Annotated in this window: 19 protein-coding genes and 1 pseudogene; 10 read left to right on the top strand and 10 right to left on the bottom strand. The window is 68.6% G+C overall.

All coding sequences use genetic code 11. The features are described from left to right. Window positions 1-11: 11 nt before the first annotated feature. Window positions 12-794, bottom strand: a complete 783-nt coding sequence (locus QTI20_RS09365; RefSeq protein ID WP_286548276.1) for an IclR family transcriptional regulator — start codon at window positions 792-794, stop codon at window positions 12-14. A gap of 160 nt (window positions 795-954) precedes the next feature. Between QTI20_RS09365 and QTI20_RS09370 the strand changes: the two are divergent. The 5 genes and pseudogenes from QTI20_RS09370 to QTI20_RS09390 all read left to right on the top strand — a co-directional run bounded on the left by QTI20_RS09370 (window position 955) and on the right by QTI20_RS09390 (window position 5,315). Beyond that, a pseudogene (locus QTI20_RS09370) lies at window positions 955-1,964 on the top strand (TRAP transporter substrate-binding protein). 23 nt (window positions 1,965-1,987) lie between these two features. After that, a complete protein-coding gene (locus tag QTI20_RS09375; protein WP_183027019.1) occupies window positions 1,988-2,452 on the top strand; it encodes a type II 3-dehydroquinate dehydratase in 465 nt (154 codons plus the stop codon). Beyond that, window positions 2,449-3,009, top strand: a complete 561-nt coding sequence (locus QTI20_RS09380; RefSeq protein WP_286548275.1) for a TRAP transporter small permease — start codon at window positions 2,449-2,451, stop codon at window positions 3,007-3,009. The genes QTI20_RS09375 and QTI20_RS09380 overlap by 4 nt, the downstream gene beginning before the upstream one ends. Further along, the gene (locus QTI20_RS09385; RefSeq protein WP_286548273.1) at window positions 3,006-4,286 is read left to right on the top strand and encodes a TRAP transporter large permease; all 1,281 of its coding nucleotides are present in this window, start codon (window positions 3,006-3,008) and stop codon (window positions 4,284-4,286) included. Before QTI20_RS09380 ends, QTI20_RS09385 begins: the two co-directional genes overlap by 4 nt. Before the next feature lie 21 nt (window positions 4,287-4,307). Further along, entirely contained in the window at window positions 4,308-5,315 is a 1,008-nt protein-coding gene (locus QTI20_RS09390; RefSeq protein ID WP_286548272.1) for a TRAP transporter substrate-binding protein, read from the top strand. A 21-nt stretch (window positions 5,316-5,336) separates the two neighbouring features. Here QTI20_RS09390 and QTI20_RS09395 read toward each other — a convergent pair whose 3' ends face one another. The 7 genes from QTI20_RS09395 to urtA all read right to left on the bottom strand — a co-directional run bounded on the left by QTI20_RS09395 (window position 5,337) and on the right by urtA (window position 12,162). Next, window positions 5,337-5,678 carry an FmdB family zinc ribbon protein gene (locus tag QTI20_RS09395; protein WP_183027015.1) on the bottom strand — a complete coding sequence of 114 codons (342 nt, stop codon included), beginning with the start codon at window positions 5,676-5,678 and terminating at the stop codon, window positions 5,337-5,339. A 13-nt stretch (window positions 5,679-5,691) separates the two neighbouring features. Further along, the gene (gene fmdA / locus QTI20_RS09400) at window positions 5,692-6,924 is read right to left on the bottom strand and encodes a formamidase (protein WP_286548271.1); all 1,233 of its coding nucleotides are present in this window, start codon (window positions 6,922-6,924) and stop codon (window positions 5,692-5,694) included. 24 nt (window positions 6,925-6,948) lie between these two features. Continuing rightward, window positions 6,949-7,638: an urea ABC transporter ATP-binding subunit UrtE gene (urtE, locus tag QTI20_RS09405; RefSeq protein WP_286548270.1), complete on the bottom strand. Its 690-nt coding sequence runs from the start codon at window positions 7,636-7,638 to the stop codon at window positions 6,949-6,951. A 196-nt stretch (window positions 7,639-7,834) separates the two neighbouring features. Beyond that, window positions 7,835-8,578, bottom strand: coding sequence for an urea ABC transporter ATP-binding protein UrtD (gene urtD / locus QTI20_RS09410; RefSeq protein WP_183027012.1), 744 nt, complete (start codon window positions 8,576-8,578; stop codon window positions 7,835-7,837). 16 nt (window positions 8,579-8,594) lie between these two features. Further along, window positions 8,595-9,776: an urea ABC transporter permease subunit UrtC gene (urtC, locus tag QTI20_RS09415; protein WP_286548268.1), complete on the bottom strand. Its 1,182-nt coding sequence runs from the start codon at window positions 9,774-9,776 to the stop codon at window positions 8,595-8,597. Window positions 9,777-9,834: 58 nt separating this feature from the next. Next, entirely contained in the window at window positions 9,835-10,749 is a 915-nt protein-coding gene (gene urtB, locus QTI20_RS09420) for an urea ABC transporter permease subunit UrtB (RefSeq protein ID WP_183027010.1), read from the bottom strand. 126 nt (window positions 10,750-10,875) lie between these two features. After that, window positions 10,876-12,162 (bottom strand): urea ABC transporter substrate-binding protein, encoded by a 1,287-nt coding sequence (gene urtA / locus QTI20_RS09425; RefSeq protein WP_286548267.1) that lies wholly within the window; start codon window positions 12,160-12,162, stop codon window positions 10,876-10,878. Window positions 12,163-12,425: 263 nt separating this feature from the next. On the opposite strand from urtA, the gene QTI20_RS09430 reads away from it, so the two are divergent. Beyond that, window positions 12,426-15,812: an ATP-binding protein gene (locus QTI20_RS09430; RefSeq protein WP_286548266.1), complete on the top strand. Its 3,387-nt coding sequence runs from the start codon at window positions 12,426-12,428 to the stop codon at window positions 15,810-15,812. Next, window positions 15,790-16,689 (top strand): response regulator transcription factor, encoded by a 900-nt coding sequence (locus tag QTI20_RS09435; protein WP_286548265.1) that lies wholly within the window; start codon window positions 15,790-15,792, stop codon window positions 16,687-16,689. The genes QTI20_RS09430 and QTI20_RS09435 overlap by 23 nt, the downstream gene beginning before the upstream one ends. A 10-nt stretch (window positions 16,690-16,699) precedes the next feature. Here QTI20_RS09435 and QTI20_RS09440 read toward each other — a convergent pair whose 3' ends face one another. After that, entirely contained in the window at window positions 16,700-17,008 is a 309-nt protein-coding gene (locus QTI20_RS09440) for a plasmid stabilization protein (protein WP_286548264.1), read from the bottom strand. Window positions 17,009-17,202: 194 nt separating this feature from the next. Between QTI20_RS09440 and QTI20_RS09445 the strand changes: the two genes are divergently transcribed. The 3 genes from QTI20_RS09445 to QTI20_RS09455 all read left to right on the top strand — a co-directional run bounded on the left by QTI20_RS09445 (window position 17,203) and on the right by QTI20_RS09455 (window position 18,801). Further along, entirely contained in the window at window positions 17,203-17,586 is a 384-nt protein-coding gene (locus QTI20_RS09445) for a hypothetical protein (RefSeq protein WP_183027006.1), read from the top strand. A 102-nt stretch (window positions 17,587-17,688) separates the two neighbouring features. After that, the gene (locus QTI20_RS09450; protein ID WP_286548262.1) at window positions 17,689-17,982 is read left to right on the top strand and encodes a DUF3175 domain-containing protein; all 294 of its coding nucleotides are present in this window, start codon (window positions 17,689-17,691) and stop codon (window positions 17,980-17,982) included. A gap of 72 nt (window positions 17,983-18,054) precedes the next feature. Further along, window positions 18,055-18,801: a transporter substrate-binding domain-containing protein gene (locus QTI20_RS09455; RefSeq protein ID WP_286548261.1), complete on the top strand. Its 747-nt coding sequence runs from the start codon at window positions 18,055-18,057 to the stop codon at window positions 18,799-18,801. Between the two features lie 9 nt (window positions 18,802-18,810). On the opposite strand, the gene QTI20_RS09460 is transcribed toward QTI20_RS09455, so the two are convergent. Then, on the bottom strand, window positions 18,811-20,388 hold the full coding sequence (locus tag QTI20_RS09460; protein WP_286548259.1) for a phospholipase D-like domain-containing protein: 1,578 nt from the start codon (window positions 20,386-20,388) through the stop codon (window positions 18,811-18,813). Window positions 20,389-20,392: the final 4 nt, after the last annotated feature.

The following is a 20,392-nucleotide window of genomic DNA, read 5'->3' on the forward strand; positions in this document are numbered from 1 at the left end:
CGCGCGCCGGCTCAGGCCCGGCGCTTGAACAGGGCCGACGCCCCGCTCGCCAGCGCGAGCTCGTGCGTGGTGCGCAGCAGGGCCGGCCCGAGTTCGAGCATGCGCGCCTCGCTCAGGCGCACCAGCGGCCCGGCGATGGTCACCACGCCGAGCACGGCGCCGTTGCCGCTGCGGATGGGCGCGGCCATCGCGGTCATGGCCGGCGCGAACACCTCGACGATCATGCTGAAGCCGCGCTGCCGTGCGGCCTTCAGGAAGCCGAGCAGGGCCTTCACGGTGGTGGGCGCTTTCGGTCCGAAATCCTCCGGCTTGCCGAAGCCCTGCTTCGAGACCAGGGCCAGCGCCTCTTCGTCGCTCAGCGTCGACAGCCAGGCGTGGCCGGCCGAGCTGCAGGACAGGTTGACCGACAGGCCCATGTCGGGGTCGTAGCGCAGGCCCCGCATCGCGCCCTGCGCCTTCGCGACGAAGGTGAGCTCGTCGCCGTCGACGACCGCCAGCCGCACGAGCTCGCCGGACTCCGCCGCCAGCCGGTCCAGCAGCGGCTGCGCGATGTCCACGATGCCGCTGGTGCTGAGGAAGCCGAGCCCCAGCGAGACCAGCTTGATGGTCAGCATGTAGTCGCCGTGGCTCTGGTCCTGCCGCACGTAGCCGCAGCGCACCAGCTCCGCGAGCAGGCGGTGCGTGGCGCTCAGCGGCATGTCCAGCTCGGAGGCCAGGGCCGACAGCGGCTTGCCTTCGGGATGCTTCGCCAGGTGCTCCAGGACGTTGAAGCTGCGTTCGAGGATGCTGCTCATGGGCGGTTCGGGTGGTCGGTATGAGAAGGGCCGGGTGCCCGCGACATCCGGAATCTACCAAACTTTGCCAAAGGGTTTCCACTATGGAAATCATTTCCACTTTTTAAATAGCATCCATCGGTCGGCGCCCTGCGGGTCGTCACGTCCTGTTCGCCTTTTGATGGAGATCTCCGTGAAGCCCACCGCCCGTATCCTGGCCGCCGCCGGCCTGTGCCTGCTCCTCGCCCTGCCCGCCGCCGCGCAGCAGGAGCGCGTCATCCGCTTCGGCCACCTCAACAACGCCGACCATCCGGTGAGCTTCGGCGTCAAGCGCTTCGCCGAGCTGCTGGCCGCCAAGAGCGGCGGCAAGCTCAAGGTGCAGGAGTTCCCGGCCTCGCAGCTGGGCAACGAGATGCAGCAGCAATCGGCCCTGCAGGGCGGCGTGCAGCAGATGTCGGCGCCGGCCACCACCTCGCTGGCGGGCATCGTGAAGGAATTCGGGCTGGTGGACTTCCCCTTCGCGGTCGGCAGCTTCGCGCAGGCCGACGCCCTGCTCGACGGGCCGCTGGGCCAGGCGCTGATCGCCAAGCTGCCCGAGAAGGGCCTGGTGGCGCTGGGCTACTGGGACCTGGGCTTTCGCAACGTGACCAACAGCAAGCGCCCGATCACCAGGGCCGAGGATTTCGACGGACTCAAGCTGCGTGTGATCCCGAACCCGGTGTTCCTCGAGACCTTCAAGGCCTTCAAGGCCAACCCGGTGCCGATGCCCTTCGCCGAGCTGTACGGCGCGCTGGAAGCCAAGGCGGTCGACGGCCAGGAGAACCCCTTCGCCGTGATCCTGTCGAACAAGTTCTTCGAGGTGCAAAAGTTCCTGAGCGCGACCAACCACGTGTATGCCGCGAACATCGTGCTGGTCAGCAAGAAATTCTGGGATTCGCTCACGCCCGCCGAACAGAAGATGATGAACGACGCCGCCAACGAGGCGCGCGGCTACCAGCGCCAGGTGAGCCGCGCCGCGGCCCAGCGCTCGGTCGGCGACCTGCAGGCCAAGGGCAGTTCAACGAGGTGGCGCCCGCCGAGCAGGCGCGCATGCGCCAGATCGCCAAGCCGGTCATCGACAAGTTCTCGGCCAGCTACGACCCCGCGATCGTGAAGCTCTACAACGACGAACTCGCGCGCATCCGCAAGTGATGCGGGCCCAGGCGAACACCCCCATGCGCATCCTCGTCCTCCACGGCCCGAACCTCAACCTCTTCGGCCGCCGCGAACCCCACATCTACGGCAGGACCACGCTGCCCGAAATCAATGCCCGCCTCGAGGCGCTGGCCGCCGAGCTGCAGGTCGAGCTGGCCACCGTGCAGTCGAACCACGAAGGCACGCTGATCGACTTCCTGCACGAGCACATCGACAGCGCCCAGGGCGCCCTGGTCAACCCCGCCGGCCTGACGCAGCACGGCGTGCCGCTGCACGACGCGATCAAGGCCATGCCTTTCCCGGTGATCGAGGTGCACATGTCGAACATCGCGGCCCGCGAGGCCTGGCGCGCGCACTCGATCATCTCGCCGGCCGTGAAGGCCACGGTGCAGGGCTTCGGCCCGCACTCCTATCTCGCGGCACTGCGCGCGCTGGTCGAGAGCCTGCGCGAGAGCGCGCCCGAGCACGGCGCGAGCCGGCCATGAACCGCTGGCTCGACGGCATCTGCCGCGGCATCGAGGCGCTCATCGCCTTCATGCTCGCGGTGATGGTGGTGCTGGTGTTCGGCAACGTGGTGCTGCGCTACGGCTTCAATTCCGGCATCACGGTGTCGGAGGAGGTGTCGCGCTGGCTCTTCATCTGGATGACCTTCCTGGGCGCGGTGGTCGCGCTCAAGGAGCACGGCCACCTGGGCGTCGACATGGTGGTGCAGAAGCTGCCGCCGGCCGGCAAGAAGGCCTGCCTGGCGCTGAGCCATGCGGTGATGCTCTACATCGTCTGGCTGCTGTTCGAAGGCAGCCTCGCGCAGGCGCGCATCAACTGGGACGTGAGCGCGCCCACCACCGGCGCCTCGATGGCGATCGTCTATGCCGCGGGCATCGTGTTCTCGGTCTGCGCGGCCTTCATCCTCGCGCTCGACCTGTACCGGCTGCTGACCGGCCGGATCGCCGACGAGCACCTGGTCATGGTGCAGGAATCCGAAGAGGCGGTGCAGCTGCAGCAGATCCTCGGCGCGGCGCGCGAGCCCGGGAGCCGGCCATGACCATCGCCGTCTTCGTCGGCTCGCTGCTGCTGGCCATGGCGGCCGGCATCCCGATCGCGTTCTCGCTGCTGGCCAGCGGCGTCGCGCTGATGTGGCACCTGGACCTTTTCGATGCGCAGATCCTGGCGCAGAACGTGATCGGCGGCGCCGACAGCTTCCCGCTGCTCGCCGTGCCCTTCTTCATGCTGGCCGGCGAGATCATGAACGTCGGCGGCCTGTCCAAGCGCATCGTCGACTTCGCGCTCGCGCTGGTCGGCCATGTCAAGGGCGGCCTGGGCTACGTGACCATCATGGCGGGCTGCCTGCTGTCGGCCCTGTCGGGTTCGGCGGTGGCCGATGCGGCGGCGCTCACCGCCCTGCTGCTGCCGATGATGGTCAAGGCCGGCCACGACAAGGCGCGCGCCGGCGGGCTGATCGCGGCCACCGGCGTGATCGGGCCGGTGATCCCGCCCAGCATCGGGCTGGTGATCTTCGGCGTGGCCGCCAACGTCTCGATCTCGAAGCTGTTCCTGGCCGCCATCGTGCCGGGCATCCTCATCGGCGTGGCGCTGTGGCTCACCTGGGCCTACCTGGTGCGGCGCGAGAAGATCGTGCCGCCGCCGCGCAAGTCGGCGGCCGAGATCGCCACCGCCTTCCGCAAGGCGCTGTGGGCGCTGATGCTGCCGGTCATCATCCTCGTGGGCCTGCGCATGGGCGTCTTCACGCCGACCGAGGCCGCGGTGGTGGCGGCGGTGTATGCGCTCTTCGTGTCGGCCGTGATCTACCGCGAGATCAGCTGGCAGGATCTCTACGGCATCTTCGTCGCGGCCGCCAAGACCAGCGCGATCGTGATGTTCCTGATCGCCGCGGCGATGGTGAGCGCCTGGCTCATCACCGTGGCCGACCTGCCGTCCAAGGTCATCGGCCTGCTCGAACCCTTCATGGGCAACAAGATCCTGCTGATGGCCGCGATCATGGTGCTGGTGATGGTGGTCGGCACCGCGATGGACATGACGCCGACCATCCTGATCCTCACGCCGGTGCTGATGCCGGTGGTGAACGCGGCCGGCATCGACCCGGTCTACTTCGGCGTGATGTTCATCATCAACAACTCGATCGGGCTGGTGACACCGCCGGTGGGCACGGTGCTCAACGTGGTGGCGGGCGTCGGGCGGATCTCGATGGACGACGTGACCAAGGGCGTCGTCCCTTTCATGATCGCGGAGTTCGCGATCATGTTCGTGATGGTGCTCTTCCCCTGGCTCGTGACCTGGCCGGCCAAGCTGTTCCATGGTTGACACACAAAAGAAGGAGACCTCATGACCGCATCCCTCGTTCGACAGCTCACCGTCGCGGCCCTCGCTGCGCTCGCCATGCTCGGCGCCCAGGCGCAGGTCAAGGAGCGCACGCTCAAGTTCGCGTTCCAGAACCAGGCCGGCCACCCGCAGGCGCAGGGGGCGCAGAAGTTCGCCGACCTGGTGGCGGAGAAATCCGGCAGGAAGATCACGGTCAAGCTCTTCCCCGGCGGCGCGCTGGGCGGCGACCTGCAGACGGTCTCGGCGCTGCAGGGCGGCACGGTCGAGATGACGGTGCTGAACGCCGGCATCCTCAGCGCGCAGGTCAAGGAGTTCGCGGCCTACGACCTGCCCTTCCTGTTCGGCAACGCACAGGAAGCCGACGCGGTCACCGACGGTGCCTTCGGCAGGAAGCTGCTGGCCCGGCTGGAGGAGAAGAACCTGCACGGGCTCGGCTACTGGGACCTGGGCTTCCGCAACCTGACCAACAGCAAGCGCCCCATCGCGAAGGCCGAGGACATCGCCGGGCTCAAGATCCGCGTGATCCAGTCGCCGCTGTACATCGACCTGTTCAGCACGCTGGGCGCGAACGCCACGCCGCTGCCCTTCCCGGAGCTCTACGCCGCGCTGGACCAGAAGGCGGTCGACGGCCAGGAGAACCCCAACACCACCATCCTGGCCTCGAAGTTCGCCGAGGTGCAGAAGTACATCACCCAGACCCGCCACATCTACAACCCGCAGGCGCTGCTGATCGGCCGCAAGACCTGGGACGGCATGAGCGCGGAAGAACGCAGGATCATCGAGGACGCAGCGCGCGAAGCGACGCAGTTCCAGCGCGGCGTGTCCAGGGGCGAAGCCGACAAGGCGCTCGAAGCGCTCAAGGCCGCGGGCATGGTGGTGTCGGAACTGCCGCCGGCCGAGATGGCGAAGCTGCGCGAGAAGGTGAAGCCGGTGGTCGAGAAGTACGCGGCCGCGGTCGGCGCCGAGACGGTCAAGGAACTGAACGCGGAGATCGCCCGGGTGCGCAAGTAGCGGCCCCCGGGCGCCCGTCGCTCAGTGGCTGATCATCCAGGGCCGGCGCCCCGGCGCGCTCTTCGCGCCGTTGGGCGCGGTCACCGTGGCGCCCCGCTTGGCGCCGCTGCAGCAGCCGCAGCCCGAGGGATGCTTCAGCCGCGCGTAGTCGCCCGAGCGCACCGGCTCGTGCGCCGCGCGTTCGTTGCCCGCGATGGCGCGGCGCGTGCCGTCGGCCATCAGCGCCAGGCGCGGCGCGCCCGACATCACGCGCGGTGCATCGGCGCCGCAGTCGGGGCAGATCGCCGGCACATCGCGCTGGCTCACGCTGCGGATGGCATCGAAGCCGCCGCAGCCGGCGCATCGGTAGTCGTAGGTCGGCATCGCGGCGCGGCCTTCAGCGCAGGTCCGGCGACAGCGGCATGTCGATGCTGCCGTCGATGAACTTCGTCGGCCCGCTGGCGTTCGGGTTGATGTCGAAGTCGAAGATCTCGGTCGGCAGCCACAACGTGGCGCACGAGTTGGGCACGTCGACCACGCCGCTGATGTGGCCCTGCACCGGCGCCGTGCCCAGGATCGAGTAGGCCTGCGCGCCCGAGTAGCCGAACTTCTTCAGGTACTCGATGGCGTTCAGGCAGGCCTGGCGGTAGGCCACGTTGACGTCCAGGTAGTGCTGCTTGCCCGACTCGTCGACCGAGATGCCTTCGAAGATCAGGAAGTCCTTGTAGTTGGGCGTCATCACGCTGGGCTTGAAGATCGGGTTCTTGATGCCGTACTTGGCCATGCCGCCCTTGATCAGCGTGACCTTCATGTGCACCCAGCCGGCCATCTCGATCGCGCCGCAGAAGGTGATCTCGCCGTCGCCCTGGCTGAAGTGCAGGTCGCCCACCGAGAGGCCCGCGCCGTCGACGTAGACCGGGAAGAACACCTTGGAGCCGCGCGACAAGTCCTTGATGTCGCAGTTGCCGCCATGCTCGCGCGGCGGCACCGTGCGCGCGCCCTCGGCCGCGGCCCTGGCACGCGCTTCGCCGGTCATCTTGCCCATGTGGGCGGTGCCGGCCGAGGGCGGGTTGGCCAGGCCGGGCACGCGGTGTGGGTCGGTGTCGATGAGCTTCTGCTCGCGCTCGTTCCACATGTCGAGCATGGGCTTGTCGGGCAGGCAGCCGATCAGGCCCGGATGGATCAGGCCCGCGAAGTTCACGCCCGGGATGTGGCGCGAGCTGGTGAACATGCCCTTGAAGTCCCAGATCGACTTCTGCGCCTGCGGGAAGTGGTCGGTCAGGAAGCCGCCACCGTTCTTCTTCGAGAAGAAACCGTTGAAGCCCCAGAGCGAATCCTGCTTGGCGCCGATGTCGAGCAGGTCGACCACCAGCAGGTCGCCCGGCTCGGCGCCCTTCACGCCCACCGGGCCCGAGAGGTAGTGCACCGTCGTCAGGTCGATGTCGCGCACGTCGTCGGCGCTGTCGTTGTTCTGGATGAAACCGCCGGTCCAGTCGAAGGTCTCGAGGATGAAGTCGTCGCCCGGGTTGACCCAGCAGGCCATCGGGATGTCCGGGTGCCAGCGGTTGTGGATCATCTCGTTCTCGGTGGGCGACTTCGTCAGGTCGACCTTGATCAGCGTGTCTGTCATTTGCAATGGCTCCTGGAGTGGTGGTTAAACAGAGAGGTAGGTCTTGATGTGCGCGACGTCGGTCTTGTCGCGCGCGGTCTCGTGCACCAGCCGGCCGCCCTCGATCACGAACAACCGGTCGGCCACGTCCATGGCGAAGCTCAGCACCTGCTCCGACACGACGATCGTGATGCCGCGCATCCTGCGGATCTCGTTGAGCGCCTTGGCGATGTCCTTGATGATCGAAGGCTGGATGCCCTCGGTGGGCTCGTCGAGCAGCAGCACCTTGGGGTCGGTGACCAGTGCGCGCGCGATGGCCAGCTGCTGCTGCTGGCCGCCCGAGAGGTTGCCGCCCTTGCGCCGCTTCATGTCCCAGAGCACCGGGAACAGCGCGTAGATTTCCTCGGGGATGCGCTTGGCCTTGGCGTTCTCCAGGCCGGTCTGGATGTTCTCTTCCACCGTCAGCGTGGGGAAGATCATCCGGCCCTGCGGCACATAGGCGATGCCCTTGGCCACGCGCCTGAAGCTCTCGTCGTGCGACACGTCCTGGCCCGCGACGCTGATGCGGCCGCTCCTGATCGGCAGCACGCCCATCAGGCTCTTGAACAGCGTGGTCTTGCCCATGCCGTTGCGACCCATGATCGCGACCGTCTCGTTGGGCCTGGCTTCGAACGAGATGCCGTGCAGCGCCTCGCTCTGGCCGTAGGCGGTGTGCAGGTCGGTGACTTTCAACATGTCGTGGGTTCCTTGGAGGCGGCTGAATACGGACTTCCGGACGCAGGGGACGCAGAGGTTTCGCAAAGGACGCCAAAAAGAAAGGCGAAGGAAGCACCGGATCTTTTGGATGTTTTCTTTGGCGTCTTCTGCGAAACCTCTGCGTCCTCTGCGTCCGGTCTTGGTCTTGGTCTTCGTCTTCCAAACTCGCTCATGGTCAATGCCCCAGATACACGTCGATGACGCGCTCATCCGCCTGCACCTTGTCCATCGGCCCTTCGGCCAGGATCTTTCCCTGGTGCATCACGGTGACCTTGTGCGCGATCTGCTTGACGAACTCCATGTCGTGCTCGATCACGATCACCGCGCGGTCGGTGCAGATGCGCTGGAGCAGTTCGGCCGTGAGCTCGCGCTCGCGCGCGCTCATGCCGGCGATGGGCTCGTCGAGCATCAGCAGCTCGGGCTCCTGCATCAGCAGCATGCCGATCTCCAGCCACTGCTTCTGGCCGTGCGACAGCAGTCCGGCCTCGGTGTCGAGCCGGTCGGCCAGGCGCACGTCGGTCGCGACTTCCTGCACCTTGGCCTTCACCGCCTCGGTGCACTGGAAGGCCAGCGCGCCGAACACCGAGCGGCCCGCGGGGTAGGACACCTCGAGGTTCTGGAACACGCTGAGGTTCTCGTAGATCGAGGGCGTCTGGAACTTGCGGCCGATGCCCAGGCGCACCCGCTTGTGCTCGGCCATGCGGGTGAGTTCGGTGTTCTTGAACTTGATGCTGCCGCCGCTGGCCTTGGTCTTGCCGCAGATCAGGTCGAGCAGCGTGGTCTTGCCGGCGCCGTTGGGCCCGATGATCACGCGCAGTTCGTTCCTGTCGATGTAGAGCGTCAGCTTGTCGATGGCCTTGAAGCCGTCGAAGGAGACCGTGAGGTCTTCCACGGCGAGGGCGAAGTCGGTGTTGCTCATGGCGTGCGTCCCTTGTTCAGATGCGCTGGCTGCTCACGCCGTCGGGCAGGCTGGCCTCGTCGGCGCGAGCCGCAGCGGGCGGTGCGACCGGCGCCGGCGCGGCGGCCTCGCGCAGCGCCTGCCGGCGGCCCCTCCACCAGGGCACGATGTGGCTCTCCCACAGGCCGGCCAGCCCCATCGGGAAGGCCATGGTCACGCCGATGAACAGCGCCGCCATCAGGAACAGCCAGAGGTCGGGAAAGCTTTCGGAGAACAGCGTCTTGCCCGCGTTCACCAGCAGCGTGCCGTAGACCGCGCCGACCAGGCTCATGCGCCCGCCCACCGCGGCGAAGATCACCATCTCGATCGAGGGCACGATGCCCACGAAGCTGGGCGACATGAAACCCACCTGCAGCGAGAACAGTGCGCCGCCGATGCCCGACAGCGCGGCCGCCAGGCAGAAGGTGAAGACCTTGAAGTTCGACACGTCGTAGCCCGAGAAGCGCACCCGGTCTTCCTTGTCGCGCATGGCCAGCAGCAGCGTGCCCAGCTTGCTCACCTGGATCCAGCGGCACAGCAGGATGCTGGCCACCAGCAGCGCGACGCAGACGTAGTAGAGGATGTACTTGGCGCTGTCGGTGCGCGTGTCCCAGCCGGCCAGGGTCTTGAGGTCGGTCATGCCGTTGACGCCGCCGGTGTAGCCCTGCTGGCCGATGATCAGCACCGTGACGATCAGCGCCACCGCCTGCGTGATGATCGCGAAGTAGACGCCGCCCACGCGGCGCTTGAACATCGCGTAGCTGATGATCCAGGCCAGCAGCGTCGGCACCGCGATCACCAGGATCAGCGTGAGCGTGAGGCTCTTGAAGGGCAGCCACATCAGCGGCAACGCGGTGATCTGGTTCCAGTCCATGAAGTCGGGGATGCCGGGCGTCGACTGGATCTTGGTGGTGATCGGGTCCGAGGCCTCGAGCTTGAGGAACATCGCCATCGCGTAGCCGCCAAGGCCGAAGAACACGCCCTGCCCCAGGCTCAGCACGCCGCCGTAGCCCCACACCATCACCAGCCCGACGGCGACGAAGGCGTAGGTGAGGTACTTGCCCACCAGGTTGAGGCGGAAGATGTCGAGCGTGAGGGGCAGCACCACGGCCAGCAGCAGCACCAGCAGCGCGAGGCTCCAGAGCTTGTAGCGCAGGATCGAGGCCTTGATGAAGTTCATCGATGACTCCAAAGCAAAAAGAGGAGGTTGAAGGTGCGCAGCAGGTTCACGCGTACCTTCAACGGCGGACCTTGGAGGCGAACAGGCCCTGCGGCCGCATCATCAGGATCAGCACGATCAGCGACAGCGTCAGCACCTTGGCCATCGAGCCGGTCATGAAGAACTCCGCGATCGACTGCGTCTGGGCGATGCCGAAGGCCGAGACCACGGTGCCCAGCAGGCTGGCCGCGCCGCCGAAGGTGACGACCAGGAAGGCGTCGACGATGTAGAGCTGGCCCGAGGTCGGCCCGGTCGAGCCGATGGTGGTGAAGGCGGCGCCCGCCATGCCCGCGATGCCGCAGCCGATGGCGAAGGTCAGGCGGTCGGTCTTCTTGGTGTCGATGCCGGTGGCGTTGGCCATCACGCGGTTGGCGACCGTGGCGCGCACCCGCAGGCCCCAGCGGCTGTGGTGCAGCGCCAGCAGCACGGCGGCGGTGGTGAAGAGCGTCAGGGCCAGCACGAACAGGCCGTTGATCGGGATGTCCAGCCCCTCGGCCGGCGACCACGATCCCATCAGCCACTCGGGCAGCGTGGGGCTCACCTCCTTCGGCCCGATGAAGGTGCGGAAGATCTGCTGCAGCCCGAGGCTGATGCCGAAGGTGGCCAGCAGCGTGTCGAGCGGCCGCTTGTAGAGGTGCCGGATCAGCGCCCACTCCACGCCCCAGCCGACGATGAACGCGAACAGGAAGGCCAGCCCGATCGCGAAAGGAAAGTAATAGGGCATCCACGTGGGCGCGAGGCTTTCGGTCAGCCGCGCCGCCATGTAGATGGTGTAGGCCCCGATGGTCATGAACTCGCCGTGCGCCATGTTGATGACGCCCATCTGGCCGAAGATGATGGCCAGGCCCAGGCCCATCAGCAGCAGCACCGCGAACAGGCTCAGCCCCGCGAAGCCCTGCATCAGGCCGATGTTCCACATGTCTGAAATGCTCATGGCACTGCGTCCGGTAAGAGTCTGGAACAAGTCGTGGGACACCGCGGAACCGGCTTTGTCGGGCCGCTGGTGTCGCCCCCTCGAGGGGGAGGCGGCTACACGAAGTGAGCCGCTTCGGGGGTGGGCTTATTGGTAGCCCTTGGGGAACGGATCGGGCTTGATCAGCTCGGCCGATTCCGCCACCACCTTGAAGGTCCCATCCAGCTGCCCCTGCCCGATGCGCGCCTTGCTCCACAGATGGTGGTTGGCGTCCAGCTTCACGTAGCCTTCGGGCGCGGTCTTGAGCTCGATGCCCGGCGAGGCGGCCACCACCTTGTCGATGTCGAAGCTGCCGGCCTTCTCGACCGCGGCCTTCCACAGCCAGGGGCCCAGGTAGCCGGCCTGCGTCACGTCGCCGATCACCGCGTCCTTGCCGTACTTGGCCTTGAAGGCCTCGACGAACTTCTTGTTGTTCGCGTTGTCCAGCGACTGGAAGTACTTCATCGACGAATAGAAGCCGGCGAAGTTCTCGCCGCCCACGCCGGTCATCTCGTCCTCGGTCACGGCCAGCGTCAGCAGGAACTGCTTGTCGCCGGTGATGCCCGCGGCCTTGAGCTGCTTGTAGAAGGCCACGTTGGAGCCGCCCACCACGGCCGCGAAGATGCAGTCCGGCTTGGCGACCTTGATCTTGTTGATCAGCGAGTTGAAGTTGGTGTGGCCCAGCGGGTAGTACTCCTCGCCCTTCACCGTGCCCAGCTTGCCCACGGTCTCGATGTGCTTGCGCGCGATCTTCATCGAGGTGCGCGGCCAGATGTAGTCGGAGCCGACCAGGAAGAAGGTCTTGGCCTTCTTCTCCTTCGCGCCCCAGTCCAGGCCCCAGATGATCTGCTGGGTGGCTTCCTGGCCGGTGTAGATCACGTTCTTGCTCTGCTCCAGGCCTTCGTAGAAGGTCGGGTAGTACAGGAGGCCGTTCTCCTTCTCGAAGATCGGCAGCACCGCCTTGCGCGAGGCGCTGGTCCAGCAGCCGAAGACCGCGGCGCAGTGGTCGTTGACCAGCAGCTTCTTCGACTTCTCGGCGAAGGTGGGCCAGTCGGAGGCGCCGTCCTCCTTGATCACCTTGATCTTGCGGCCCAGGATGCCGCCCATGGCGTTGATCTGGTCGATGGCGAGCTGTTCGGCCTGGATCGAGCCGGTCTCGGAGATCGCCATGGTGCCGCTGGACGAATGCAGCTGGCCGACCGTGACCTCGGTGTCGGTCACCGCGAGCTTGGTCGTGTTGACCTTGGCGGTGGGGAACTGCTGGCCGAAGCTCAGGCCGCTCAGGCCCATCACCGGCAGCACGGCCGCGCCCTGCAGCAGGCGGCGGCGGCGCAGCGCGAGCTGCTGCGGCAGCATCGAATCGAGGGACGGGTCTTGGTCGCGGTCATGGGCCATTGAGGATCTCCAGTCAAGGATGGAAGGGTGGAAGGACGAACGGGCCACGGGGCGGCGGTGCACCAACGCTGTGCGGCGCTTGGCACACCGAGCACCATGGCCGTGACTGTAGGAACGCAGGCCGCATGGCCGAATACGTCAATCAACGTAGCCGGGCCGCGGGCCGCAGCGGCGAGACTGGCCGACCGGTTTTCCATCGCCGGACGGACAAGGAGCGCTTCTTGCAACGTGACGGCCATTCCCCCTTCCCGAAAGAACGGAACATGCCGCCCGTCACCGGTCAGAAGATCTTTCGCATCCGCCGCGAATACAACACCTGGGTCGCCAACGAGACGCTGGAGGACTACGCGCTGCGCTACACGCCGCGCAGCTTCCGCAAGTGGTCGGAGTTCCGCGTGGCCAACGCGGCCTTCGGCGCCACCTCCTTCCTCGCGCTGGAGGCCATCGGCGGCGCCATCGCGCTGAGCTACGGCTTCGAGAACGCGCTGTGGGCGATCCTGGTGGTGGGGCTGATCACCTTCCTGACCGGGCTGCCGATCTGCTTCTACGCCGCCAAGTACGGCGTCGACATGGACCTGCTCACCCGCGGCGCCGGCTTCGGCTACCTGGGCTCCACCCTCACCTCGCTGATCTACGCCAGCTTCACCTTCCTCTTCTTCGCGCTCGAGGCCGCGATCCTCGCGCTGGCGCTGCAGATGTACTTCGACTGGTCGCTGGCGGTGTGCTACCTGGTGTCGTCGATCGTCATCATCCCGCTGGTGATGCGCGGCGTCACCATGATCTCGGCGCTGCAGCTGTGGACCCAGCCGGTCTGGCTGCTGCTGTTCGTCTGCCCCTTCGTGGCGGTGCTGTGGAAGAACCCGCAGGCCTTCGTCGACTTCACCGGCCTGGTCGGCCGCCTCTCGGGCAGCAACACCTTCGACCCGCTGATGTTCGGCGCCGGCGCCACCGTGGCCTTCGCGCTGGTGGTGCAGATCGGCGAGCAGGTCGACTACCTGCGCTTCCTGCCCGAGAAGACCGCCGCCAACCGCGGCCGCTGGTGGGCCGCGGTGCTGGTGGCAGGGCCCGGCTGGATCGTGCCGGGCATGCTCAAGATGATGGGCGGCGCCTTCCTGGCCTTCCTGGCGCTGCAGCACGAGATCCCGGCGCTGCACGCGATCGAGCCGACCCGCATGTACCTGGCCGGCTTCGCCTACGTCTTCAGCGACCCGGCCTGGGTGCTGGGCATCACCACGCTGTTCGTGGTGATCTCGCAGATGAAGATCAACCTGACCAACGCCTACGCGGGCTCGCTGGCCTGGTCGAACTTCTTCGCCCGGCTCACCCACAGCCATCCGGGGCGCGTGGTGTGGCTGGTGTTCAACGTGCTGATCGCGCTGCTGCTGATGACGCTGGGCGTGTTCGCGGCGCTGGAGAAGGTGCTGGGCCTCTACAGCAACATCGCGATCGCCTGGGTCGGCGCGCTGGTGGCCGACCTGGTGATCAACAAGCCGCTGGGCTGGAGCCCCAAGTCGATCGAGTTCAAGCGCGCCCACCTCTACGACATCAACCCGGTGGGCCTGGTGTCGATGCTGGTCGCGGCCACGGTCGCGATGGTGGCCTATGCCGGGCTGCTGGGGCGCTGGGCCGAGGCCTTCGCGCCCTTCATCGCGCTGCTGACCGCGCTGCTCGTGTCGCCCTTGCTGGCCTGGAAGACGAAGGGCCGCTACTACCTGGCGCGCACCGACATCCGCCAGTGGCAGCCCGGCGAGATGGTGCGCTGCTCGGTCTGCGACAACCGCTTCGAGTCGGAGGACATGGCGCACTGCCCGGCCTACGGCGCGCCGATCTGCTCGCTGTGCTGCACGCTGGAATCGCGCTGCCACGACGGCTGCAAGAAGGACTCGCGCGCCTCGCAGCAGATCGGCCTGTGGCTCAAGGCGCTGCTGCCGCCGGCGCTGGCGCTGCGGCTGAACTTCCGGGTGGCGCACTACATGCTGGTGGCGGCCTCGCTGGTCGCGCTGCTGGCCACGGTGATGGGCATCGTGTTCGCGCAGGAAGGGTTGCTGGACGCGCAGGCCGCCCACCTGTACCTGCGCGCGCCCTTCCTCAAGGTGTTCGCGCTGCTCGCCATGGTGGCGGCGGTGGCCGCCTGGTGGGTGGTGCTGGGCAGCGAGAGTCGCAAGATGGCGCAGGAGGAATCGAACCGCCACAACCACCTGCTCACGCTGGAGATCGAGGCGCACCGCCGTACCGACGCCGCGCTGCAGAGCGCCAAGGAGGCGGCCGAGGCGGCCAACCAGGCCAAGACCCGCTACGTGGCCGGCATGGCGCACGAGCTGCGCACGCCGCTCAACAGCATCCTGGGCTATTCGCAGATCCTGCTGAAGAACGACCACGCCACCCACCCGCCGCGCGCCGCGGTCCAGACCATCCACAAGAGCGGCGAGCACATGCTGGGGCTGATCGACGGCCTGCTCGACCTGGCGCGCATCGAGGCCGGCCGGTTGCAGCTGGAACCCATGCCGCTGGCCCTGCCCGGCTTCCTCGACGAGGTGGTGCGCATGGTCCGGCCGCAGGCCGAGGGCAAGGGCCTGGCCTTCGTCTACACGCACAGCGGGCGGCTGCCGGCCTGGGTGCATGCCGACGCCAAGCGGCTGCGCCAGATCCTGATCAACCTGCTGACCAACGGCGTGCGCTTCACCGAGGCCGGCACCGTGACCCTGCATGTCGATGCCCGGCGCGAGGTGCTGCGCTTCGACGTGGTCGACACCGGCATCGGCGTGGCGCCGCAGGACCACCAGCGCATCTTCCTGCCCTTCGAGCGCGGCGCGGCCGGCCGCCGCCACGGCGAGCCGGGCACCGGGCTGGGCCTGACCATCACCGGCCTGCTGACCTCGCTGATGGGCGGCGAGCTGCGCCTGAGCGCGACCTCCGCCCAGGGCAGCACCTTCAGCGTGCGGGTCTACCTGCGCGAGGTGGCCGACCCCGGTCCGCAGGCCGAGCCGCAGCGCCCGATCTCGGGCTACTTCGGCCCGCGCCGCACGCTGCTGGTGGTCGACGACCAGCCGGTGCAGCGCCAGATGCTGGCCGGCATGCTGATGCCGCTGGGCTTCGACGTGCGCGAGGCCGCCAGCGGCACCGAGTGCCTGGACAGCCTGCGCGAGCACGTGCCGGCCGCGATTCTGCTCGACATCAGCATGGACGACATGGACGGCTGGGAGACCGCCACCCGGGTCCGGGCTGCCGGCTTCGAGCAGGTGCCGATCGTGATCGTGTCGGCCAACGTGTTCGAGAACCAGGCCGAGCGCCTGCGCGCCACCGGCTGCCAGGCCTTCGTCGGCAAGCCGGTGATCGAGTCGCAGCTGATCGCCACGCTGGAACGCCACCTGGGCCTGCAGTGGCTGCAGCACGCACCGCCGCCGGCCGCGCACGATGCAGCGCCGCCGGCGGCCGAGCCGGTCGCGCTGCCCGAGGAGGCGCGGCTGGAGCTGATGCGGCTGGTGCAGGTGGGCCATGTGCGCGGGCTGCAGCAGGCCCTCGACCGGATCGGCGCGGGCGACCCGGCGCTGGCCGCGGCCCGCACGCGGCTGCGCGGCATGCTGACCCGCTTCGAGCTCGAGGATTTCAAGAACGCGATCGCGGAGGATGCCGATGCACCCAGTGCCTGAGAACGACCGCCCGGTGGTGCTGGTGGTCGACGACGCGCCCAGCAGCCTGGGCATGCTGTGCGACACGCTGGAGGCCAGCGGCTACACCGTGCTGGTGGCGGCCGACGGCGAATCGGCGCTGCAGCGGCTGGAGCTGGTGGTGCCCGACGCGATCCTGCTCGACGGCATCATGCCCGGCCTCTCGGGCTTCGAGACCTGCCGCCGGATCAAGGCCAACCCGGCGCTGGCCCACATCCCGGTGCTGTTCATGACCGGCCTGTCCGAGACCCAGGACGTGGTCGAGGGCTTCGCCTGCGGCGGCGTCGACTACGTGGTCAAACCGATCCGCGCCCAGGAGGTGCTGGCGCGGCTGCACACCCATGCGCGCAACGCCCGCATCACGCGCATGGCGCGCGACGCGGTCGACGTGGCGGGCATGGGCGTGGTCTTCGTCGACACCCGCGGCCGGCTGGCCTGGCGCTCGCCGCAGGCCGCGCTGTGGCTGCACGCGCTGGGGGAGCCGGCCTCGCCGGGCCAGCTGCCGGCCGTGCTCGACGCGGCGCTGGTGGCGGGCGGCAGCGTGCTGGTACGCACCGCCGCCGGCACCCGGCTGTCGGTGCGCAACCTGGGCTCGGCCACGCTGGGCGAAACCATGCTGCTGCTGGCGGTGCACCGCGAGGGCCCGGCGGCCGCGGCCCGGGTCAGCGAGGCGGCGCTCACGCCGCGCGAGACCGAGGTGCTGTCCTGGCTGGCCAAGGGCAAGACCAACCGCGACATCGGCGACATCCTGGGCATGAGCCCGCGCACGGTGAACAAGCACGCCGAGCACATCTTCGAGAAGCTGGGCGTGGAAACCCGCTCGGCCGCGGCCGCGCTGGCCAGCGGCCACCTGGTCTGAGGCCGCGCGCTCAGCCGTGCGCCGCGTGGCGCTGGCGCGTGGCCGCGGCCTTCTTCGCCGAGGCCGAGCGCGCGGCCGCGGGGCGCGCCGCCGCCGCCGCGCCGCCCGCACGCCCGCCCTTGCGCGAAGACTCGTGGTTCTCGGGCTGGCCGCGGCCCGAACCGCTCTGCTTGCCGCCGCCCGACGCCTTGTTCACCGTGGCCCAGGCGCGGCGCTCGGCCTCCGCCTTCGGCACGCCGCGGTCCTCGTAGCCTTCCTCGATGTGTTCGGCCTTCCGCTTCTGCTTGTCCGTATAGGACGACTTGTCGCCTTGAGGCATGGCAATGCTCCTGTGAATGGCAAGGCCGCCATTGCCGCGCGCGAGCCGTGCGGCGCGGGTAGGAAAAGGCAGCATGCGCCCGTCGGTCGCGCACGGTGCGCGCACCGACAGCCGGCGTCGGCCCGGGCCCACAGCCGCCGCCCGCCGCGCGGCCGCAAGCTGGGCTTTTGACGACATGCCGCAGGAGAAATGACATGGCCACGAGCAGCGCCGCAGGCGCCCCCAGCACCCATCCCGTCCAGCCTGACGACGACACCCGCCTGCTCGGCCCGAGCGACAGCTCGGACAGCGGCAGCGACACCCTCGGCCAGCGCGCCGACCTGGCACCACCGGAGGACAGCCTGACCGGCACCACGCTGGAGCCGCTGGACGGCGGCAGCGACAGCGCCGGCACGGGCGAGCGCGCCGATGCCGAGGGCGACCTGCCGCCCGACGGCGCGGACATCCTGCCCGACCGCATCATCGGACCGGGCGGCCGGCGCCTCGACCCGGCGGAGGTCCATTCTCTGGGCGGCAGCTGGGCCGCCGAGGACGGCACCGACAGCGACGATCCGGCGGACGACGCGGACGACGCCTGAGCGGGTCCGACGCCTCCTACGGCGATTGCAGGCGGCGCCGACACCGCGTGCGCAGGCAGGGAATAAGGTGTACAAAGTATTACTCCGAAAGCGAGGCATGCCATGCCCCACACCCGCAAATCGCCGCCGGAAAACGGCGAGCACCCTCATGCCCCGGACCTGAAGAAGGGTCTGTTCCAGGGCACGCCCGAAGAGGTGGGCCGTGCGCTCAAGCGCTCGGCCGAGCGCAACCCGAAGCGCAAGGCCGATGCCTTCCCCTCGGCCATGTCGATGCTGAACTTCTACCTGAACCGCGCCGGCCACCAGCTGACCGCCGCGCGCCGCAGCCAGCTCGAAGCGGCCAAGGACGTGCTGCGCGAACTGTTCCACCGGCCGCCGCACCATCCCCTGTCCTGAGCCGGCGCCGGGCGCGCGCGCCCGCATAAACTGGCGGCTTCCGAAGCTTTGCGCCCCGGGGCGCCCGATGCCATGGACCGTCCGCCTCTCTCCTCCGCCGCGATGCGCGCGGCCTTCGCGCCCACCGGCACGCTGCGCGCGTCGATCAACCTGGGCAACCCGATCCTCGCCGCGCGCGATGCGGCCGGCGGCGAGCCCACCGGCGTCTCGGTCGACCTGGCACGGGCCCTGGCGCAGCGCCTCGATCTGCCGCTCGAATGCCTGGTGTTCGACAAGGCGGCCCAGTCGGTGGAGGCGGTGCGCGGCGAGCGTGCCGACATCGGCTTCTTCGCCATCGACCCGGCGCGCGGCGAAGGCCTGGGTTTCACCGCGCCCTATGTGCTGATCGAAGGCAGCTACCTGGTGCCGGCCGGCGCGGCGCTGCAGGACAACGCCGAGGTCGACCGGGCCGGGCTGCGCGTGGGCGTGGGCTCGGGCAGCGCCTACGACCTGTTCCTCACGCGCGAACTCCAGGCCGCGCACATCGAGCGACTGTTCAATGCCGAAGCCGTGATCGAGGCGCTGCGCGCCGGGCGCGTCGAGGTCGCGGCCGGCATCCGCAAGCAGCTGCAGACCCTGGCCCAGGCCGACGCGGGCCTGCGCCTGCTGCCCGGCCGCTTCATGGTGATCCAGCAGGCGATGGGCCTGCCGGCCAGCCGCGGCGCGCACGCCCAGGCCGCGCTGGCGGCCTTCGTCGAGGAGATGAAGGCCAGCGGCTTCGTGGCCGAGGCGCTGGCGCGCCACCGCATCGACGGCGGCACGGTCGCGCCGGCCGCCTGAGCGCGGGCGCTACAGCAGGTCTTCGGGCAGCAGCTTCAGCAGCAGCCAGTCCTTGAGGCTGCCAAGCCAGCTCGCGCCGGGCTCGTCGGTGATCCGCTTCTGGCTGCCGTCGGGATCGTGCTCGATCCATTCGACGTTCTCGCCGTCGTCGCCGCGCAGGCGCAGTTCGTAGGCGCCCATCGAGCGCAGCGTCATGAGCTTGCCGAACTGCTCGGCCAGCGCCGGGCTGTCGACCAGGATGCCGATCTCGGTGTTGAGCCGCGCCGAGCGGCCGTCGAGGTTCATCGAGCCCAGGAAGATCCGTCGCCGGTCCACCAGCGCCACCTTGGCGTGCAGCCGGCCGGAGGAGCTGCGGAAATCGCCCAGCCCGGCCTGGCGCGGCGCGAGCTTGCCGCCCAGCTCGAACACGCGCACGCCCGCCTTGAGCATGCGGTAGCGGTACTTGGCATAGCCGGCATAGACCAGCGATTCGTCGGTGGCGTCGAGCGAGTTGGTGAGCACGATCACCTGCACGTCGTTGTCGACCGCCATCTGCAGCAGCTTGATCCCCTCCTCGCCCGGGATGAAATAGGGCGAGACCATCACCACCTCGGAGCGCGCGCCGCTGAGCATGGCGATGGTGCGCTGGGTCACGCTGTCGGCGAAGCTGGCCTCGGGGTCGTCCATCGCGACCTTCTTGGGCGTGTCGGCGATCGCGCGGCCGTCACCCGGGATCAGCGCGAGGCGGCCGGCGTGCAGCTGGCGTTCGATGGGCGCATGGCCGAGCACGTCGGTCTCGCGTTCGGTGGTCGCGGGCGCGGCCCCGGCCAGGCGGGCCTGCAGCCAGCCGCGCGTGACCTCGCTGTCGGCCGGGACCCGCATCAGGTTGTCGATCGGACGGGTCTGCGCACTGTTCCAGAAATCGTCGAAGGTGTCGGACAGCTCGGGCACCACCGGCCCGCTGACCAGCACGTCGAGGTCGATGAAGTTCGCGACATCGCTGCGCATGAAGTACTCGTCGGCGATGTTGCGCCCGCCGGTGATGGCCAGGCTGTTGTCGGCCACGAAGAGCTTGTTGTGCATGCGCCGGTTGAAGCGGCGGAAATCTCCCAGCGACAGGGCCAGCCGCAGGCCGAGCGGCCCGCTGCGCACGGCCAGCGGATTGAACAGCCGCAGCTCGAAGTTGGGCTGCGAGGCCAGCGCGGCGAACAGCTCGTCCTTGCCCGCGGTGTAGAAGTCGTCGACCAGCAGCCGCACCCGTACGCCGCGCCGCGCGGCGTCGAGCAGCGCGCCCAGGAACTGCTTGCCGCTGGCGTCGTCCTGCAGGATGTAGTACTGGGCGTCGAGCGTCTTCTGGGCCGCGCGCGCCAGCGCCAGGCGCGCGTTGAAGGCGGTCGGCCCCTCGGGCATCAGCTGGAAGCCGGAGAAGCCGGTGGGCATGTCCTGCCCGCTGGCCAGCGCGATCTGCGCCAGCCGGGTGTCGGCGACGTCGGTGCGCGCCGCCGAGAAGCGTTCGGGCTGCGGTGGCGGCAGGCTGGCGCAGCCGGCCAGCAACACCGCAGCAAGCAGGGTCGCGGCACGCAGGCGTCGCTGGAGCTTCAGCGCCATCGCG

The sequence above is a fragment of the Variovorax sp. J2P1-31 genome (assembly GCF_030317215.1).
GTDB lineage: Bacteria > Pseudomonadota > Gammaproteobacteria > Burkholderiales > Burkholderiaceae_C > Variovorax.

Coding starts and splice junctions, on each gene's coding strand:
- QTI20_RS09445 (WP_183027006.1), top strand. CDS start 17,203: ATGGCCACGAGCAGCGCCGCAGGCGCCCCCAGCACCCATCCCGTCCAG.
- QTI20_RS09460 (WP_286548259.1), bottom strand. CDS start 20,388: ATGGCGCTGAAGCTCCAGCGACGCCTGCGTGCCGCGACCCTGCTTGCT.
- QTI20_RS09365 (WP_286548276.1), bottom strand. CDS start 794: ATGAGCAGCATCCTCGAACGCAGCTTCAACGTCCTGGAGCACCTGGCG.
- QTI20_RS09455 (WP_286548261.1), top strand. CDS start 18,055: ATGGACCGTCCGCCTCTCTCCTCCGCCGCGATGCGCGCGGCCTTCGCG.
- urtA (WP_286548267.1), bottom strand. CDS start 12,162: ATGGCCCATGACCGCGACCAAGACCCGTCCCTCGATTCGATGCTGCCG.
- QTI20_RS09395 (WP_183027015.1), bottom strand. CDS start 5,678: ATGCCGACCTACGACTACCGATGCGCCGGCTGCGGCGGCTTCGATGCC.
- QTI20_RS09380 (WP_286548275.1), top strand. CDS start 2,449: ATGAACCGCTGGCTCGACGGCATCTGCCGCGGCATCGAGGCGCTCATC.
- QTI20_RS09375 (WP_183027019.1), top strand. CDS start 1,988: ATGCGCATCCTCGTCCTCCACGGCCCGAACCTCAACCTCTTCGGCCGC.
- urtD (WP_183027012.1), bottom strand. CDS start 8,578: ATGAGCAACACCGACTTCGCCCTCGCCGTGGAAGACCTCACGGTCTCC.
- QTI20_RS09435 (WP_286548265.1), top strand. CDS start 15,790: ATGCCGATGCACCCAGTGCCTGAGAACGACCGCCCGGTGGTGCTGGTG.
- urtE (WP_286548270.1), bottom strand. CDS start 7,638: ATGTTGAAAGTCACCGACCTGCACACCGCCTACGGCCAGAGCGAGGCG.
- QTI20_RS09385 (WP_286548273.1), top strand. CDS start 3,006: ATGACCATCGCCGTCTTCGTCGGCTCGCTGCTGCTGGCCATGGCGGCC.
- QTI20_RS09450 (WP_286548262.1), top strand. CDS start 17,689: ATGCCCCACACCCGCAAATCGCCGCCGGAAAACGGCGAGCACCCTCAT.
- urtB (WP_183027010.1), bottom strand. CDS start 10,749: ATGAGCATTTCAGACATGTGGAACATCGGCCTGATGCAGGGCTTCGCG.
- fmdA (WP_286548271.1), bottom strand. CDS start 6,924: ATGACAGACACGCTGATCAAGGTCGACCTGACGAAGTCGCCCACCGAG.
- QTI20_RS09390 (WP_286548272.1), top strand. CDS start 4,308: ATGACCGCATCCCTCGTTCGACAGCTCACCGTCGCGGCCCTCGCTGCG.
- urtC (WP_286548268.1), bottom strand. CDS start 9,776: ATGAACTTCATCAAGGCCTCGATCCTGCGCTACAAGCTCTGGAGCCTC.
- QTI20_RS09440 (WP_286548264.1), bottom strand. CDS start 17,008: ATGCCTCAAGGCGACAAGTCGTCCTATACGGACAAGCAGAAGCGGAAG.
- QTI20_RS09430 (WP_286548266.1), top strand. CDS start 12,426: ATGCCGCCCGTCACCGGTCAGAAGATCTTTCGCATCCGCCGCGAATAC.